Annotated in this window: 19 protein-coding genes; 11 read left to right on the plus strand and 8 right to left on the minus strand. The window is 44.8% G+C overall.

All coding sequences use genetic code 11. From position 1 onward, the window contains the following. The first annotated feature begins 60 nt into the window (after positions 1–60). On the plus strand, positions 61–615 hold the full coding sequence (locus DR864_RS12270; protein ID WP_114067257.1) for a DUF6985 domain-containing protein: 555 nt from the start codon (positions 61–63) through the stop codon (positions 613–615). Then, complete coding sequence (locus DR864_RS12275) at positions 593–829, plus strand: hypothetical protein (RefSeq protein ID WP_114067258.1); 237 nt, start codon at positions 593–595, stop codon at positions 827–829. Before DR864_RS12270 ends, DR864_RS12275 begins: the two co-directional genes overlap by 23 nt. On the opposite strand, the gene DR864_RS12280 is transcribed toward DR864_RS12275, so the two are convergent. Next, entirely contained in the window at positions 818–1744 is a 927-nt protein-coding gene (locus tag DR864_RS12280) for an NADP-dependent oxidoreductase (protein WP_114067259.1), read from the minus strand. The genes DR864_RS12275 and DR864_RS12280 overlap by 12 nt on opposite strands. A 99-nt stretch (positions 1745–1843) precedes the next feature. On the opposite strand from DR864_RS12280, the gene DR864_RS12285 reads away from it, so the two are divergent. Continuing rightward, positions 1844–2200 carry a winged helix-turn-helix transcriptional regulator gene (locus tag DR864_RS12285; RefSeq protein ID WP_114067260.1) on the plus strand — a complete coding sequence of 119 codons (357 nt, stop codon included), beginning with the start codon at positions 1844–1846 and terminating at the stop codon, positions 2198–2200. A 91-nt stretch (positions 2201–2291) separates the two neighbouring features. Then, on the plus strand, positions 2292–2729 hold the full coding sequence (gene aac(6'), locus DR864_RS12290) for an aminoglycoside 6'-N-acetyltransferase (RefSeq protein ID WP_114067261.1): 438 nt from the start codon (positions 2292–2294) through the stop codon (positions 2727–2729). Positions 2730–2846: 117 nt separating this feature from the next. On the opposite strand, the gene DR864_RS12295 is transcribed toward aac(6'), so the two are convergent. From DR864_RS12295 to DR864_RS12310, 4 genes are all read right to left on the minus strand, one after another. Beyond that, on the minus strand, positions 2847–4142 hold the full coding sequence (locus DR864_RS12295) for a PQQ-dependent sugar dehydrogenase (protein WP_114067262.1): 1296 nt from the start codon (positions 4140–4142) through the stop codon (positions 2847–2849). Positions 4143–4297: 155 nt separating this feature from the next. Further along, positions 4298–5236 (minus strand): M20/M25/M40 family metallo-hydrolase, encoded by a 939-nt coding sequence (locus DR864_RS12300; protein WP_114067263.1) that lies wholly within the window; start codon positions 5234–5236, stop codon positions 4298–4300. A 139-nt stretch (positions 5237–5375) separates the two neighbouring features. Next, positions 5376–5624 carry a GlsB/YeaQ/YmgE family stress response membrane protein gene (locus tag DR864_RS12305; protein ID WP_114067264.1) on the minus strand — a complete coding sequence of 83 codons (249 nt, stop codon included), beginning with the start codon at positions 5622–5624 and terminating at the stop codon, positions 5376–5378. 84 nt (positions 5625–5708) lie between these two features. Beyond that, positions 5709–6281, minus strand: coding sequence for a helix-turn-helix domain-containing protein (locus tag DR864_RS12310; protein ID WP_114067265.1), 573 nt, complete (start codon positions 6279–6281; stop codon positions 5709–5711). Positions 6282–6460: 179 nt separating this feature from the next. On the opposite strand from DR864_RS12310, the gene DR864_RS12315 reads away from it, so the two are divergent. The 7 genes from DR864_RS12315 to DR864_RS12345 all read left to right on the plus strand — a co-directional run bounded on the left by DR864_RS12315 (position 6461) and on the right by DR864_RS12345 (position 14769). After that, the gene (locus DR864_RS12315) at positions 6461–7570 is read left to right on the plus strand and encodes a sensor histidine kinase (RefSeq protein ID WP_114070252.1); all 1110 of its coding nucleotides are present in this window, start codon (positions 6461–6463) and stop codon (positions 7568–7570) included. Between the two features lie 5 nt (positions 7571–7575). Then, on the plus strand, positions 7576–8277 hold the full coding sequence (locus tag DR864_RS12320) for a LytR/AlgR family response regulator transcription factor (RefSeq protein WP_114067266.1): 702 nt from the start codon (positions 7576–7578) through the stop codon (positions 8275–8277). A gap of 188 nt (positions 8278–8465) precedes the next feature. After that, on the plus strand, positions 8466–9797 hold the full coding sequence (locus DR864_RS12325; protein WP_114067267.1) for a S41 family peptidase: 1332 nt from the start codon (positions 8466–8468) through the stop codon (positions 9795–9797). Between the two features lie 118 nt (positions 9798–9915). Further along, the gene (locus DR864_RS12330) at positions 9916–10647 is read left to right on the plus strand and encodes a dioxygenase family protein (protein WP_114067268.1); all 732 of its coding nucleotides are present in this window, start codon (positions 9916–9918) and stop codon (positions 10645–10647) included. Between the two features lie 46 nt (positions 10648–10693). After that, on the plus strand, positions 10694–11398 hold the full coding sequence (locus DR864_RS12335; RefSeq protein ID WP_114070253.1) for a pirin family protein: 705 nt from the start codon (positions 10694–10696) through the stop codon (positions 11396–11398). 66 nt (positions 11399–11464) lie between these two features. Continuing rightward, a complete protein-coding gene (locus DR864_RS12340; protein ID WP_114067269.1) occupies positions 11465–12142 on the plus strand; it encodes a peptidase M10 in 678 nt (225 codons plus the stop codon). Positions 12143–12300: 158 nt separating this feature from the next. Continuing rightward, a complete protein-coding gene (locus tag DR864_RS12345) occupies positions 12301–14769 on the plus strand; it encodes a DUF5686 and carboxypeptidase regulatory-like domain-containing protein (protein WP_162793765.1) in 2469 nt (822 codons plus the stop codon). A 22-nt stretch (positions 14770–14791) separates the two neighbouring features. Here the strand turns inward: DR864_RS12345 and DR864_RS12350 are convergent, their stop codons facing one another. Genes DR864_RS12350 through DR864_RS12360 form a run of 3 tightly spaced genes read right to left on the minus strand, consistent with a single transcriptional unit; the run spans position 14792 to position 17199 of the window. Next, positions 14792–16615 (minus strand): ABC transporter ATP-binding protein, encoded by a 1824-nt coding sequence (locus tag DR864_RS12350; RefSeq protein WP_114067271.1) that lies wholly within the window; start codon positions 16613–16615, stop codon positions 14792–14794. Beyond that, on the minus strand, positions 16616–16969 hold the full coding sequence (locus DR864_RS12355; RefSeq protein ID WP_114067272.1) for a DUF5615 family PIN-like protein: 354 nt from the start codon (positions 16967–16969) through the stop codon (positions 16616–16618). Further along, the gene (locus DR864_RS12360; protein ID WP_114067273.1) at positions 16966–17199 is read right to left on the minus strand and encodes a DUF433 domain-containing protein; all 234 of its coding nucleotides are present in this window, start codon (positions 17197–17199) and stop codon (positions 16966–16968) included. The genes DR864_RS12355 and DR864_RS12360 overlap by 4 nt, the downstream gene beginning before the upstream one ends. Between the last annotated feature and the right edge of the window lie 107 nt (positions 17200–17306).

Genomic DNA, 17306 nt, shown 5'->3' on the forward strand with positions numbered 1-17306 from the left:
CGACAATACTTTCGCATATTTGAGAGTTAGCGGTCAGCTTAAAAAACGACACCGACAGAAATGAACAAAGAAATTATATCGAAAATTATTGGACGACTTAAGCAAGAAGAAAGTTTTCCTGACTGGTGGAAAAGTGAAGAAATCGCAATTCCATTTTTCGACAACGAAAAGTTGACGATAACTTTTATGGATTTTGAACCTGAACACGACAAGACTTTTATTGACGAAGCAGACCAAGCTTTGACAAATTTTCTGAAACTAAACACAGACGACCGAAATTTGATTTCTGAATTAGCATACAAAAACTGTATGAACTTCTTGGATGCAGTAGGTTTTGACGAAGCAGACGAACCATTGAGACAGATAAAAAACAAAAACGAAATTTGGAATTTCATACAACCGACAGAAATTTATGTAACAAGACGACCTTACAATGAGCAAGACATTTATGTTCAAATTGCTTGTGAATGTGAATGGGAACAAGAACACGGCCTTCAATTGGTATTTAGACAAGGAAAAAAGCTAACAAGAATAAGCGACCAAGACGGACATTTAACAGAAGCTGATGCTTATGACAAACCAGACGAAGAAGATGAATTACTATCAAGATTCTAACATCGAAAAACAAGAAAGCCGAACCGCTAACAGCCGTTTTGCAAAAGCGGGGGTTTCGTACTTCTATGACAGTGAAGTGCTAAATTCAAGCTTTGTGCATCTAATGAAGTTTAGTGCTAAAAATCCCCGCCACATCGCCAAGCACCAAACCATTAACAGCCATTACATCATGCATAGTGCTCAAAAATCGTGCTTTTATGAATTAAAATGCTAGCACAATTTTAGAGTGGGTTTTTCTATTTTCAACTAACGATAATGCATTTTTTGCATCCGAAAACGAAAGTACCTGCGGCTGTTTAACCTTAATTTTTTCAGTTTCTAACCACGCTGATATTTTAGAAAATATTTTGGAATTAGCCCTTGTTTGCGTCATCTTTCCTGAAATACCATATTTAGTCAGTTCGGCAGCATTGGGTGGCTGTGTAGTAGAGACAATCACTCCTCCTTTTTTTACCAGAGCATACGATTTACTCAACGTTTCACCTCCTACCAAATCTAATACTACATCTACATTTTCTACCACCGTAGAAAAATCGGCATTGGCATAATCTATGGCAGTATCTACGCCTAATGCAGTAATTTCTTGTAGATTATTTCCTGTAGCCGTTCCTATTACATTAAGGCCCATTTTTTTGGCGATTTGTATGGCCATTTGTCCAACTGCCCCACCTGCTCCGTGTATTAAAAGTTGCTGACCTTCTTGAATTTGTGCATCTTCAATGAGTGCAGTATATGCCGTTCCCAATGAAAAAGGAACCACTGAAGCCTCTGCAAAAGATAAAGATTTGGGTTTCAACATAATTTCATCGGCATTTACCGCAACGTATTCGGCATAAGTACCGCCCTGCATAAAATTTGCCATCAACATTATTTCATCTCCGGGCTGATAATTTTTAACATCATTGCCCACTTCTGTAATGATTCCGGCACCTTCCCAACCCAGCGTAAAAGGCAATGATTTAGGCAAAACACCAGACATATAACCTGAACGAATTTTGTAATCAACAGGATTGACCGATGATGCTTTTAACTGCACCAATACTTGATTGGGCATCGGTTGAGGAATGGGAATGACTGTATTTTCTAAAACGGAATTATCTCCGTATTGATTAATTTGTACTGCTTGCATTTATCTGATTTTTATAAAAGTTTATACGCAAAAGTATGTACATTTGACACATAACTAGGCTAATCCTAATTATTTTACATACGCAAATATTTTAGACTAATGGAAAATAAACGGCAAAGAAAGCTGAAAGACTTTAATCCGAACAATTGCCCTGTTGTTTATAGTTTAAATAAGATTGGAAATAAATGGAAGTTATTGATACTTCATTACATCAAACAAGGCAACAACAGATACAGTACATTACAAAAGGTAATTCCAGACATCAGTCGTCAAACACTGACCAATCAGCTTCGTGAACTTGAGGATGATGGTATATTGGAACGAATTATTTACCCGCAGATTCCGCCAAAAGTTGAATATAAATTAACAGAAATGGGCAACTCTCTGCAACCCATCATCCATGAAATGAGTAAATGGGGACTTCAGTATGTGACACCAACTGCGAGAAAGAAATAACGGTACATAACGTCGCGTCGGTTTGGCAATAGCCCACTTCGTCCTTATCTCTCATTTACAGATAAAACCACCCCAAATTCAAAGCATTTCCATGCACATCGAAGTCCTTTCCGCCCACAACTGCCACGCCCTGACCGAACTCGCGTTGGAACTGTGGCCCGAGTGCATATTTGAGGAAGAGTACGAACAGTTTGCGGAGCTGATTGATTCAGAAAATGATATTTGCTACGTTGTTCGGGAGCAGGAGGAATACATTGGTTTTGTGCATGTCAGCATTCGGCATGAGTACGTAGAAGGCGCCGACGACCTACCCGTGGCCTACGTGGAGGGTATTTATGTAAAGCCAAAATACCAAAAGCAGGGCGTTGCCAAACAACTCATGGCGGTTTCGGAGGCCTGGGCCAAGCAAAAAGGACTCACCCAAATGGCATCTGATACTTCCGTGGAAAATTCGGTAAGTATTGAGTTTCATCAAAAAATAGGGTTTACCGAGGCCGAGCGTATCGTGTGTTTTATAAAAACCTTGTAGCCCCTAACCCCTATTGCGGGTGAAAACACCCGCAAAGGCGCAACACCCGCTAAGGCATAAGCATAAAAAAGCGCACGTCAGTGATGGCGTGCGCTTTTTTATGGGATAAAATCAACGTTATTTTTTAGGAGCCTTGTAGGCAATGCGGTAGAGCGTTCCGTTCAAATCATCGGTTACATACAGCGATCCGTCGGGGCCTTGGGCGAGGCCCGTGGGGCGGTGTTGTATGGGGCCTGTGGGTTTGGCGAGGTCGGTGCCAGCAAAATTGTCGGCAAAAATCTCCCAAGGGCCCGAAGGTTTACCGTTTTTAAAAGGCACAAACGCTACCATGTAGCCTTTTTTGAGGCTAGGTGCTTGGCCGTGGAAAGCGATAAACGCCCCGTTTTTGTAGCGGGCAGGAAACATTTTCCCAGTATAAAAAAGCACGGCGTTGGGGCCCATGTGCGCCGGAAAATCAGCAACGGGATTGATGGCTTTTTCGCCGCCCGTTTTTTTACCATCGCCGCCGTATTCGGGGCATAGGATTTTCTTCTTTTGGAACGGGTCATAGTACACGTACGGCCAGCCAGCATCATCGCCTTCGTGGACTTCATACATGGTTTCGGCGGGGAGTTTTTCGCTGTCCTGCGGGGTGTAGTACTGAGGAAATACGTCGTGGAACTTGCCGCGCCCGTGCATCATTACAAACAACGAATTGGTGCTAGAATTCCAGTCTAATCCTACCACATTTTTCAGGCCCGTGGCGTAGCGAATGCCGTCAGAATACTGCTGATTTAATTGATTTGCTTTGAACCGCCAAATGCCCCCTACCGAATCCAACAACGGACACGGCATTTTGCCTTTGTTGGTGCCCGCTTCTTTGCAGGTTTCGTCGTAAGAGCCCACGTTTACGTACACGTAGCCGTTGTTGTCTACCGCAATATTTTTGGCTTCGTCGCGGCCTTTGCTCACCAATCCTTTCACAATCTGCTCAGGATTATTGACATCAATAATCTCTTCTTTTTCATTGAGTTTGTACCGATACACGCCCGTATTAGAAGAAGCATACAAATAGCCCCTGCGAATAAAAATCCCCGAGCCTTTGTAATCTCCGAAGCCCACTTTTTCGTCAATGGCTCCGTCACCGTTGGTATCGCGCAGGCGATAGATGGCCTTGCCGTCTTTGAGTTTGTTGATTTTTACGTAAATATCGCCGCCTTTCGAAACCGCCAAGTGGCGCGGTGTTTCTAAATCTTCGGCCAAAATCGTGGCGGAAAAGCCCGCGGGCATTTTGATATCGGTGGCAGGGATAACACCCGTGGTCGTTTTTGTAGCGTTGGGAGCCGTGGTGTCGTCACTTTTGTACGCGGCCAAACCGCTTACCGTCACCAACGCAGCAGCAACAGAGAGCGTTCTTAGAAATGGATGCATTATCGTAAATTAGGTTGAAGTTAGATTACTTTGGTATAAAGCAAGTTGTGGATGAATTATAACGTCTGTTATAATGTCGGCCAGGTTTGCATAACGTCGGCGAGGTTTAGAACGGGGGCGCCCAGCCGGGGGCGCCCAGCCCTCGCCGACGTTGAAACCTACTTCACTTCGGTGTACACTAACTTCGGTCGCTTCATGGCGTTTTCAATCAGCTGAATATGAATATCCAGAATCCCGACGGCAGAAGGAATGTCAATTTTTTCGGGGTCGTCACTGGGCATGTGGTAGTCGTCGTGGCCGCCCGTGTGGAAGAACAGCACGGGCACTTTTTTGGCATAAAAAGACGCGTGGTCGGCCCCGCCGCTCCCTGAACGGTCGGTAAAGAATTTAACGCTTCCTTTCACTTCTTTAAATACTTCTGGCCACGCGTCGCTTGTGCCGTAACCGCCGATACCCACGCCCCGGTCAGCGTTGTAGCGGCCAATCATGTCCATGTTGCTCATGAAATGGATTTTATCCAAAGGTAAGGTTGGATTATTCACAAAATACCGTGACCCCACCAAGCCCAGTTCTTCGGCCCCAAAGGCAATAAACAGAAAGTTGTAGGGTTCTTTGACGTCGTTTTGGGCGTAATAACGGGCCAATTCCAACAGCCCCGCCACGCCCGAGGCGTTGTCGTCGGCACCGTTGTGGATTTTCCCCTGCGGCGCTTTATCCCGCGAGCTGCCCTGCGTTCCCGTGCCCAAGTGGTCGTAATGCGCACCAATGACGATGGTATAAGGAGCACCATTGTCCAAAAAACCGATGACATTATTAGCAGGTCGAATGCTGTCGGGCACAACTATACGCCTAACTTTGGCCGTAAAAGGCTGACGGTAGCCGTCTGTGCCCAAGGGGGTTAAATCTAGTTTTTTGAATTGTTTGATGATGTACTTGGCCGCTTTGGCGTTTTCTTTGCTGCCCGTTCCGCGCCCCTTCATTTTATCGGAAGCTAAATAATTGATATGCTTGGCTACACGGTTGGCATCGATTCGGGGTGCTTGCCCGAAAAGGAGAACTGAAGCAAAAAATAAGGGTAAAAAGAGTGTGTGTTTCATGAAGTAAATGGGTAAATAACGGCCGCAAAGATAAAGTGAACTCCGCACTATCAAAGCAACTCTTTTCATTTTAAGACCCATCAAACACACAAATAGCCGGCAACGGGCCGGCTATTCATAAGCTAATTTTTTCTGTATACTATCGTCGCTTGACGAGTCCTACCACAAAAAGTAAGACCAATGCCCCAATAACGGCGGTTAGAATAACACCAACTAAGCCCGCTCCGAGCGAAACTCCCAATTGGGCAAAAAGCCAATTTCCGACAAACGCACCGAGAATACCCACAAGGATATTGCCGAACAAACCGTAGCCGAAACCACGTTTGATTTCACCAGCTATCCAGCCAGCGATGGCACCCACAATCAATACATAAATCAAGTTATTCATTAGAAAAGCGTTTGAGTGTAGACAACATCAATGCCTTTTGATTGATGAGCAACCACAAGCAACAAAATAAAATCGGCATTTGCGCTATTCCTTGAAAAAATACATAACTAACATGGTAGCGGTGGTATCGCCAATGTTGGTCGGTTTGTGCGGTAGGTTGGCATCAAAGAAGATGGAATCTCCCGCTTGCAGGGTGTATTTTTGGTCGCCAACGGTATATTCTACGTACCCGCTGATGATGTATTTGTATTCAAATGCGTTGGTTTTAACCATAAACGAACGTGTAGCTTTGGGGGCCAATTCCAACAAAACGATGTCGGTGGGCAAGCTCTGAATGGTGCGGGTCATTACCCGTTTATAAACAAAACCCTTCGATTGTTCTTTCTCAAATTTTTGATAATCTTCGTTGCGTTTCACCACCACTTTGCTTTCGGAAGCCTGCTCTACGTCGGCAAAAAAATCGTTCAAATCTACGCCCAACGAACGAATCAAATTGATAAGCACCAATAACGAAGGGATGGTCCGGTTGTTTTCGATTTGAGAAATCAGGCCCTTGCTTACCTGCGCACGGTCGGCGAGCTGCTGAATGGTAATCCCTTTTGACTTGCGATAGTCTTTAAGTTTGCTGCTAATTTGAATAATTACTTCGTTGGCCATACGAGTGAATATAAAGTTGAATGTTAGATACGTTTAGCAAGAGATTGTATTCCAGCGCCCAAATCTCCGTGTTTTTTCGGTGATACAAGCCGTTTCACCTACGGATTCTACTTTATCACCTCAAAAATTTCGCGCCAATGGGTTTGTTTTTTACCTTTCTACCCAAATTATCCCTGCCAATGAACAGAACTTATTGGACCATCGCGATTCATCTTTTATGCGGTGTATCGTTTTTGGCCTTGCCCTATATTTTTGCGCCAAAAGGCTTTGCTCAAATGGCCGAAATCGCGCACAATCCCCACGAACAGACCAATCTGCTGGCTTATCTATTCATGTTGGGGTTCTTTTACCTGAATTATTACGTCCTGATTCCTAAGCTATATTTTGCCAAAAAGTACGTTTTTTATGCAGGAAGTACGCTTTTGTGCTTTGGGGTCGTGGTATTGATGCTTGTGTTGGTAGACCGCCAAGATTTAACCCATCAACGTTCAGCCGCTCTTGAACCACCGCCTTCGGAACTTAAAACAGCCCACCAACTTCCGCCAAAATTTGACGCTCAAAACCCGCAACTGCCCCCGCCTCCACCAAGAGCCTCGCAAGAAAAACCGCCTTTTGGCTTTGAGCTGAGTCATGCGCTATTTTTGTTTTTGGTAGGAGTTTTTGTTTCGCTTTCGTTACGCATCAACGACCGTTTACGGGAAACCGAACGCCAGAAACTCAACACCGAATTGTCATTTTTGAAGGCTCAAATCAACCCGCATTTTCTGTTCAATACGCTCAATACCATCTACTCGCTGGCCATTGAGCAGTCGTCCAAAACTGCCGATGCCGTGGTCAAACTTTCGTCGCTGATGCGATACGTCATGCGAGAAGCCGATACAGATTGGGTGCCGTTGGGCAAGGAATTTTCGTACGCTGAAAACTACATAGCCCTGCAACAATTGCGGCTAGACGATACCGTTACCGTTGATTTTAACATCACGGGGAAGCCCAACGGCCAACAAATTGCACCGTTGATTTTGATTTCATTCATCGAAAATGCGTTCAAATACGGCGTCAATCCGCAGGAAAAATCACTGGTACAGATTCAGCTTTCTATTGCCGAAAATCGTTTACATTTACGTACGTTCAACAAAAAAGTGCGGGTATTTTACGACGAAGAAACTTCCAGCGGCATCGGTATTGAGAACACCAAAACGCGATTGCAACTGATGTATCCTTCCAAACATTTGCTGACCATTACGGATGTTCCCGAAAGTTTTACGGTAGATTTAACCATTGAATTGTAAGCAATATGCTCAAAGCCATTGCCTTAGACGACGAGCCGCCGGCCCTCCGCGTGATTACGTATTTCTGCGGTCAAGTGGATTTTGTTGACCTTCAAAAAACATTTTCCCGCACCGACGAAGCGTTTGAGTACCTCTCTGCAAACACCGTCGATTTGCTTTTTTTGGACATCAACATGCCATCCATGTCGGGCATTGAGTTCTACAAGGCCATTCCGCAAGATGCGATGGTGATCTTTACGACGGCCTACGCCGAATACGCCGTGGAGGGCTTTAATCTGAGCGCTATTGACTATTTATTGAAGCCTTTTACGTTCGAGCGTTTTGTGCAAGCGGTTCATAAAGCCAAAGACTACCAGCAGTTTCTCCAAAAATCCGAAGTACCCGAGCCGCCCCAATATCTGTTTATCAAAGCTGATTACAGCGTCTACAAAATCGCTTTTAACGACATTGTTTTTATCGAAGGACTGGACGATTACCTCAAAATCCACCTTGAAGGCAGCAAACCCGTCGTAGCGCGTATGACCATGAAAGGAATCATGGAGAAGCTACCCCTGCAGGATTTTATTCGTGTTCATCGCTCGTTTATTGTGCCTTTTCGCCGTGTTGAAAATGTCCGCAATAGGCTCATTACGCTGGCAGGAGAAGAGATTCCGATTGGCAATAGTTATGAGAAAGAGTTTTTTCGGTTGTTTAAGGGCGCAAAATGACCAAAGCATAACCCACGCATTTTTCTCCGCTACATTCAGCTTCTTTACCGCAAATTTCCATTGCTTCGAAACGTTTGTTTGGGTTGATGCGTATAGGTTGTTAGTTCTCCCAATCATCCAAAACCCATTCAGAATTTGCGCCACCTCTCCCTGTTTTTCTTAATCATTCTCCCTAAAAAAACAGTGTTATGAGCAGTATCTCAAAATTTGCGATTGCAGCATTGGTAGCTTTTAGCGTGTTGGCCGTAAGCTGCAAACAAAACGATCCCGACCCACAAAGTTCCACTACCACTCCTACCACCACAACGACCACGGCCGACATTCGGGATTCGTTGTGGGCCTATATGCAAGATGTGTACTTGTGGTACGACAAACTACCCACCAATTTTAACCCTCGAAACTACAGCAGTCCTGAAACTGAAATGGACGCTTTGCGGGCCTATCAGCCCCTCGACCAATGGTCGTTTGTAGAAAAAGCGGCCGATTTCAACAGTTATTTTTCCGACGGAGAAACCAGCGACTTTGGCTTTTGGATAAAGTTTGACGCCAACAACGACCTGCGCGTTCGGTACGTGTACGCTCAATCTCCAGCGGGTAAAGCGGGCATTGAGCGTGGTTGGAAACTGACCTCGGTGGACGGAAAATCCATCGCCACTCTATCGGACGATGCCATTATCAGCGCCTTTTATGACGCCACTTCCACCACGTTTGGATTTCTGAAGCCCGACGGAAGCTCAGTAACTATTCCACTGACTACCGCAACCTATACCATGAACACCGTTTTATATTCAAATACGTACGAAGTAGCTGGTAAGAAAATTGGGTATTTTGTTTTTAACAGCTTCACGGGAACACCTTCACAAAACGAGCTCAAAGCGGTGTTGAGCAGCTTTGAAACCGCTGGCATCAATGAACTCATCGTGGATTTGCGCTACAACGGCGGGGGCGATGTAGACACCCAAACCATGCTCGCCAACGCCCTTGCGCCCACAAGCGTGACGCGCTCATCCGTGATGTTCAGCTATCAGCACAACCAAAAATTGGCGCAGTGGAACGAAACCATTCGATTTGCCAAAACGGGCTCCCTCAACCTGTCACGTATTTTCTTTATCACCACTTCGTCTTCTGCTTCTGCGTCTGAATTGCTCATTAATAATTTAAAGCCTTACCTCGACGTAAAACTCATCGGCAGCGCCACCCACGGCAAACCCGTCGGCATGTATGGCTTTGAGGTCATGGATTACGTGATTGCCCCCATTGCGTTCAAGACCGTCAACGCCAAAAACGTCGGTGATTATTACGATGGTATTGCGGTTGATGCTTCGGTGTCCGATGGGCTGGACAAAAACTGGGGGAATCCGCTCGAAAACTGTCTGGCAACGGCCTTTAATTACATCCAAACGGGTAGCTTTACCATTACAGCCAACGCGCGTCTTTCAGCCGAACAGGAGCTAAAAAACAACTCATTCGACAAAAAATCCGTCAGGGATTTAGTGGTTAAGCACCGCAGCACACCCTAACATTTACCGCAGAAAACATTCTATTCACCTCAAATACAGCCTTTACCACAACGAAAGTGCAAGCATGAACGTATTAAGAGATGTAAACAATCACCTCTCTCTAAAAATTTATAAGAACATGGAACGCAAGGATTTTTTGAAAAAAAGTTTGTCATTTTTGGGAATTGCCGCCGTCACGCCGTTGGTAGGGGCTTGCAGCAAATCGGACGTTGACCCTACTACTACCACCACCACTACGGGGTCTACCAATGGCACCACGGGCAGCACTTGCGACGTCACTCCTTCCGAGACCGAAGGGCCTTTTCCCACCAAAACCCCTAGCTCGCTGGTGTTGAAAGACATTCGTTCTGACCGTACGGGCATTCCGATGACCGCCACGATTACCATCAGAAACAAAGCCAATGATTGTAAAGCCCTCGAAGGTGCTTTGGTAGATATTTGGCATTGCGATGCCGCAGGCAATTATTCAGAATACGGCGGAACGGGAATGCAGAGTACCAATTACACGGCAGTTCATTTTTTAAGGGGCCGCCAAATAACCGACGCGAGCGGCAACGTAGGCTTTACCACGATTTTCCCAGGTTGGTATTCGGGCCGTGCGGTGCATATTCACGTTCACATCTACAACGCCGCTGGCAAATCGCTGTTGGTTACGCAAATAGCCTTTCCCGCCGCAATCTGTGACACGGTATTTACCACGGCAACGAATTTTTATACCAAAGGAAAAGCCGACACCACCAACGAAAGAGACAACGTTTTCAGCGATGGTTTTGCCAATGAGATGGCTACCATAACGGGCAGTGTAGCCAACGGGTACGCTTTAACACATACCATAGTGGTCAGTGCCTAATGATTTTGCCAGCACTATATTATTCAAGAAAAAAAACCTGACAGGAATGACCCAAATTGAAGCAACGATTTTTTTGGCCGAGCAACGCGGCTGTTCGCAAACCGATTGGTTTCGGAGTTTTCATGGCTTCAATTTTGGGGCATACCATAGCGAGCACCGTCAGCCGTTTGGCCGATTGAAGGTTTTTAATGACGACACCCTCGCTGCCCAAAAAAGCCTTAAAATGCAGATAGATGAAAACACAGAAGTGATTTTGCTGCCCCTCGTAGGAGCCATTGAATACCGCAATAGCTTAGGAGGAGCTGGTTTTGTAGAAGCAGGGCAGGTGCAAATTTTCTCCGCAACCCAAGGCATGGAGTACGAAATCGCCAATCCATATCCTGACGAGTTGGTCAATTTTATACAGATTTGGCTCATGGGAAATGAGCAAGAATTTACGCCAAGTTTAATCCAAAAATCGTTTGATTTCCAACAAAAAAATCAATTACACCTTATTCTCTCCACCCAAACAAAGGCCTACATTGGTCAATTCGGCGGGCGGGAAGAAGGGGTTTATGAAGTGCAACATCCCGATACGCATGGGATTTTTGTATTTGTTATTGAGGGCGCTTTTGAAGTACAAAACCGCCTGCTTCACCCACGCGACGGCCTTGCCCTGCAAGGACTAGACACAGTTGAATTTGAGGCCCTTTCCAACGATGCCATTCTCCTTTTATTGGAAATATCGCTTGAACCGTATGTGGCCAGCTAAATCTTAGATGCCTTATATGGTTAAGGACTTTTTTTCGTTTTAAGAATTGCTCTTAAAATCCATAAAATGGCCGCTTTAGCAATCCGAAACGAACAAAGTCAAATCGTTACCATCTCTGCCAAGCTTATTTTCTACGGCACCCAAGCTACTAATGAGTTAGCAAAAAAAATAGCCACCGAAATTCGTGACATGTACCACGAACCCAAGGCGTTTGTAAACCTAAACGGTACCGTTTACGAAGTTCATATGCGGATTGAATATGAAGTGTTTAGCTTTGAAGAAGTGATTCCATTGGCTTTCAAAAACACCAATTTTCGTTACAATTTCATTCGCCTCGAAGCCCAGAACCACGTTACGCGCTCGTTCATGGGCTTTGGTTTAGGCGATAACGTCGGGCACTGGATTACGTCCGACAATTTGGGAGACTCTACCACCGCTGCTCACGAATTCGGCCACGCCTTAGGACTTGACCATCCTGAGCGTTATGATTTCCGAGGCTTGGGCAACCCTGGTATCATGGCTCCGCGCGGCACGATTGTCGATGCGCATTTGCAATGGAATCCCGCCGTAGCAGCCGGCGAATACGGCGGCACACTCAAGCCCTTTCACCGCCGCGTGCAAGCCTACGAAATTGAGGCAATTTTTAATAATTTGGATTTTGACAGCAACGGCTACGCCGAAATCGGGCATTTGAGTAATGTGCTGTTCACAGAAAATGGTGACCCACTGAATATCATTTTTTAAAGATTCTGGTGTCAATTTTCTGTCTCTCCACAGGCAATTGGGGTACCTTCACACGTGGATAAAAGCATCAAATAGTAGAATAAGAAAATAAAAACTCCCTTTCCGACGTTTTTTCAAAAGGTGCAAATCTTATCGATAAACACTTTAACTACAGCCTTTTGAAAAACAAACTACTGCTAACCAGCCTTTTCCTGCTGCCTTTTTTATCCTTTTCTCAAGAGTATTATACACTGCGCGGCTACGTCTATTCCGAAAACAACGAGCCGTTGGCAGGTGCTTCGATTCGGGTGGTCAACAACAATACGGGCACGGTAACCAACGCGCAAGGCAAGTATGAAATCAAACTATTGGAAGGTTTGAACCGCATTTCGGTTTCTTCCATGGCCTATCAAACGGAGGTATTTGAGGTGGTGGCTAATAAAGATTTGGTAAAGAATATTTTCCTAAAAATTGACCATAAGCAGTTGGATGAGGTCGTGGTGAAAATCAAAAAGAAAGATGAATCGTATGAAGTCATTAAAAAAGTGCTTGAAAACAAGGAAGCAATTTTAAAACAATACCAAAACTACAAAGCCAAGGCGTACATCAAAAGTGTGGAGGTAGTTGAAAAGAAAGTTGTAAAAAAGAAAGACGAAGATTTGCCTCCAAAGCCAGACGAGCAACTTCAAATCAACGAAAAATCACTAACTCCTAAAGACAGCATTCCCAATCTCAACATTTTTGAGTGCCAACTCATCAGGCACCAAAGCAATAGCGGTCAGCAAAAAGAAGAGCGGGAGGCCGTCAAGAGAATCGGCGACCAAAGCACCCTTTTTTTCAAATCAGTCACCGACGGGGAGTTTAATTTTTACCAAAATCACCAAAAAATAGCCAAAATCGGTGACAACGAAATCACTTCTCCTTTGAGCGACCTTACTTTTCTGAGTTATAAATTTCAGTTGCTCAAGTACTATTTTGTGGGTCAGGACAAGATATTTCAAATCAAAGTCACTCCCCGCGCCTTGGGCAACGCGCTGTATGAGGGTACAATAGAGGTGTTGGAAGACAAATGGGTACTACGAAATGTGGATTTGAAATTAACCAAAAGAGGGCTGCTGCGTTATGACGAATTTGGGGTAAAGCAGGAATTTGAAAACATTCAAAACCGTTGGGTTCCGTCAAAAATTACTTATACGTGGAAAGTCAAAGAAGGCGGGACGAAAAAATCTGGCAAGACCGAAGTCATTCACTCCGACTATGCATTTGACCTGAATTTACCCAAACGATTTTTTGGGGATGAAGTAGGCGTCACAACCGAAAATGCCTACAAAAGAGATTCTGTATTTTGGGAGAAAATCAGGCCTCATCCCCTCACCAAAGACGAGCAAAAGGTCATCAAGGAAAAAGAACGGCTTGAAAGATTGCAAAACTCAAAAGCCTATTTAGATTCTATCGACAAGATTTACAATCGAATCACGCTTCCCAAAGTCCTCTATTTGGGCATGGGCCACATCAATCGCGAAAAGAAAAACAATTGGTATTTTGACCCAATTTTGGGTCTTGTTGACCCTTTGGCCATCGGTGGCTGGCGAATTCGATACGGTTTGGGTTATTATAAGCGTCAGGAGAACCGTAAACAGGTGTGGATCAATACGAACTTAACATATGGCTTTAAAAACGACGACCTGAGGGGGTATGTCAACCTAAATTATTTTTACAATCCGCTCAAAGTATCCAACATTTACTTTGCAGTCGGGTCGGGTTTCAACGTTATTAATGGGGCCGCCACCTTGAGCGATATAGCCCGACGCAGCAATTTTTATAAAAATAAGTATGCCGAAATTCGCCACCGTACCGAACTCTTCAACGGGTTTTATCTCAATACGCAAATGTATTATGAAAACCGCAGCGATTTGACAGATTTTAAATTTGGGTCTTTGGGCGATAAAATTTTCAGTAACAATACCCCGCAATCCTTCCCCACCAGTCATGTGTACCGAACCAACATCGGCATCGAATACACCCCTCGGCAGTTGTATTTGAGAGAACCCAATGAAAAAGTAATTCTGGGCTCAAAATACCCCACTTTCAGCGTTAATATAGACCGCGCATGGCCCATTAGCGGGCAAAACAACAACGTATTTACCCACTTGTCAGCCTCTGTTCGGCAAACTTTCAACATTGGTATCATCGGCACCTCCGAATACCGGCTCAACGTTGGAAAGTTTCTGGATACCACCAGCTTAGCGGTGATGGATTACAAATACATGCGGGGCGGCGACAACTATTTTTTCTCCCCCGCCATGCTTACTTACCAACTGATTCCCAAGACGTTCCCTGTCTTCAATTGGTATTTTGAATCGCACTACGTGCATCAGTTCAACGGTTTTCTCACGAGCAAGATACCGTTATTCAACAAAACCAAGATTAGAGAAGTGGCAGGGGCTGGTTTTTTATACGTTCCCGAACGAAAATACCAATACTCGGAAGTATTTTTTGGATTGAACCGGGTCTTCAAAATAGGCCGAGAAAGAATACGCCTCGGCGCGTATTATGTCATTGGCCAATCCAACGACTTTGGCGTCAGAAATGGTTTCAAATTTTCTTTAGAGCCTTACAACCACAGTAAGAATACGTGGAGTTTTTGAAGAAAATCGTCCGACGGTTCCATCAACTTTGCATGACGCTCAGCTTTCGATAAAACCCTTTTTCATCCGTCAACAGGTCGTCGTGTGTGCCGCGTTCGATGATTTTTCCGCCGCTCAATACTAGGATTTCATCAGCGTGCTGAATCGTGCTGAGTCGGTGCGCAATGACGAGTGTTGTACGGTTTTTCATCAAATTGGTCAAAGCTTCCTGCACCAATTTTTCGGATTCGGTATCCAAGGCCGAAGTCGCCTCATCCAAGATCAATATAGGTGGATTTTTCAGGATCGCCCGCGCAATGCTCAGGCGTTGGCGCTGCCCGCCCGACAGCTTCGTGCCCCGGTCGCCGATGACGGTCTGGTAGCCGTCGTTTTGTTCCACAATAAATTGGTGCGCATTGGCAATTTTAGCCGCCGCCATGACCTGTTCTTCCGAAGCATCCGTGCCGAAAGCGATGTTATTAAAAATGGTATCGTTAAACAAAATGGACTCCTGCGTCACAATGCCCATTTGGTCGCGCAGTGATTTTGTAGTTACGTCACGCAAGTCAACGCCATCCATTAAAATCTTACCCTCAATGGGGTCGTAAAAACGCGGCACCATATCGGCCACCGTCGATTTCCCACCTCCAGAAGAGCCCACCAAGGCCACGGTTTTACCTTTTTCAATCGTAAACGAAATATCCTGTAAAACAGGAATACCTTTTTCGTACTCAAAAAATACGTTTTGAAATTCAATGGCGTGGCTAAATGTTTTCACCTGTACCGCATTCGGCGCATCTTTTACCTCAACAGGTGTATCAATGAGTCGCATAATACGCTCACCCGATGCCACCCCGCGCTGAATCCCACTCACAGCATTGGAGATTTCTTTGGCGGGTCGCAATACCTGCGAAAAGATGATGATGTACGTCACAAAGGTAGACGCCGAAAGCTCAAAATTATCCGATAAGACCATCGAACCGCCGTACAATAAAATGCCCGCCACCACAGCCACACCCATAAATTCCGACATCGGCGGGGCTAATTCCTGTCGAAAAACCATCCGCAATAATGCATGACGATAGCCTTGGTTTTCGGCGGCAAAGCGCTTTTGAATCACTTTTTCAGCATTAAAGCCTTTCACGACCCGAATACCGCCAAAGGTTTCGTCCAACACGCTGATGATATTGCTCAACCGCTGCTGCACTTCCGACGCCGATTCTTTCAGTTTTTTGGCTAATGTGCCGATGATAATTCCCGACAGCGGAATCACGATGAGCGTAAAAAAGGTCAGCTTGACCGACATTGCAAACAACGTTACGAAATAGAAAATCAGCGTAAAAAGCTCTTTGAACAACGCACTGAACGCCCGCCCAAGTGAGTTTTCAATTTCCTGCACGTCCGTCGTAACACGCGAAATAAGGTCGCCTTTGCGCTCATTGGAAAAGAACGACAAGCTCAACCGAATGGCGTTGTCAAAAACTGCCTGCCGCAGTTGCGACACGGTATAGGCTTTGAAGTTTTCGATGATACGAATGGAAAAATACTTAAACACGTTGGACAACAACACACAAATCATGATGGCTCCGCACACAAACTGCAACGCGCCGTATTTGCCATAATCCTGAATGGCGTGGCCGAAATAATACTGAAACAAATCCACCAAATAGGCCGCGTCGAACCGAAATGACGGGAAAACCAACTGCTCAGGGATTTTTGCTTTTCCGAAAAGAACATCCAACAAAGGCTGAATCAACGTAAAATTGAGCACCCCAAACAAGCTACCCAATAATGAAGTAATAAAGTACGGCCCCACGTATCGGCTCAACGGACGCGCGTACTGTAAAATGCGCCAATAAATTTTCATCTAAATGTGTATCTCAATTTTATCAATCCCAACAATGACGAGGTCTTTATGGTTGAGAAGGTGCAGAAGTTTATCAAAGTTATTTTCAAAAATAGCCTTTAAGTCTTTTATTCGAATATTTCCGACTCGTACCAAAATAAGCTTTTCAGGCTGATGCTTTAAAACAAACGAATTGTAGAAATCTTTGTCTTTTGTAATTACTATGTACCCTTCCCGTTCAGCCAATGCTACTATTTCTTGATCAGGAGTATCATTTTTAAAAGGTAAATCAAGCGTATGACATGCCTCATAACCACGGCTCGAAAAGACAAATTTTAAGGCCGGCGGAAGTTGAGCGTCGATGAGAAATTTCATGCCGCTAAATTTGCCCCCTGAACTTTCAAAGTAGCCAATGCATATTGAAGGCAAGCCAATAAATCCTCTTTTTCTAAATCGGGAAAGGACTCTAAGACCTCGTCAATACTATCGCCGGCGGCAAGGTATTCCAAAAGACCCTCTACTAAGTAACGCGTATTCCTGATGGTAGGCTTTCCGTGACCTACATTTGGATTTAGCGTAATACGACTCAAAAGAGTTGTTTCCATGTATCTTCAAAATTAAAAGGCAAAGTTAGTAAAAAACGCGGGCAGTTGGACTTTCTCGAAAATGCTTTCCGCCTTTGCCAACTACCCGAATTCTTGTATTTTTGGTA

Source organism: Runella rosea, from assembly GCF_003325355.1.
GTDB classification, from domain to species: Bacteria; Bacteroidota; Bacteroidia; order Cytophagales; family Spirosomataceae; genus Runella; species Runella rosea.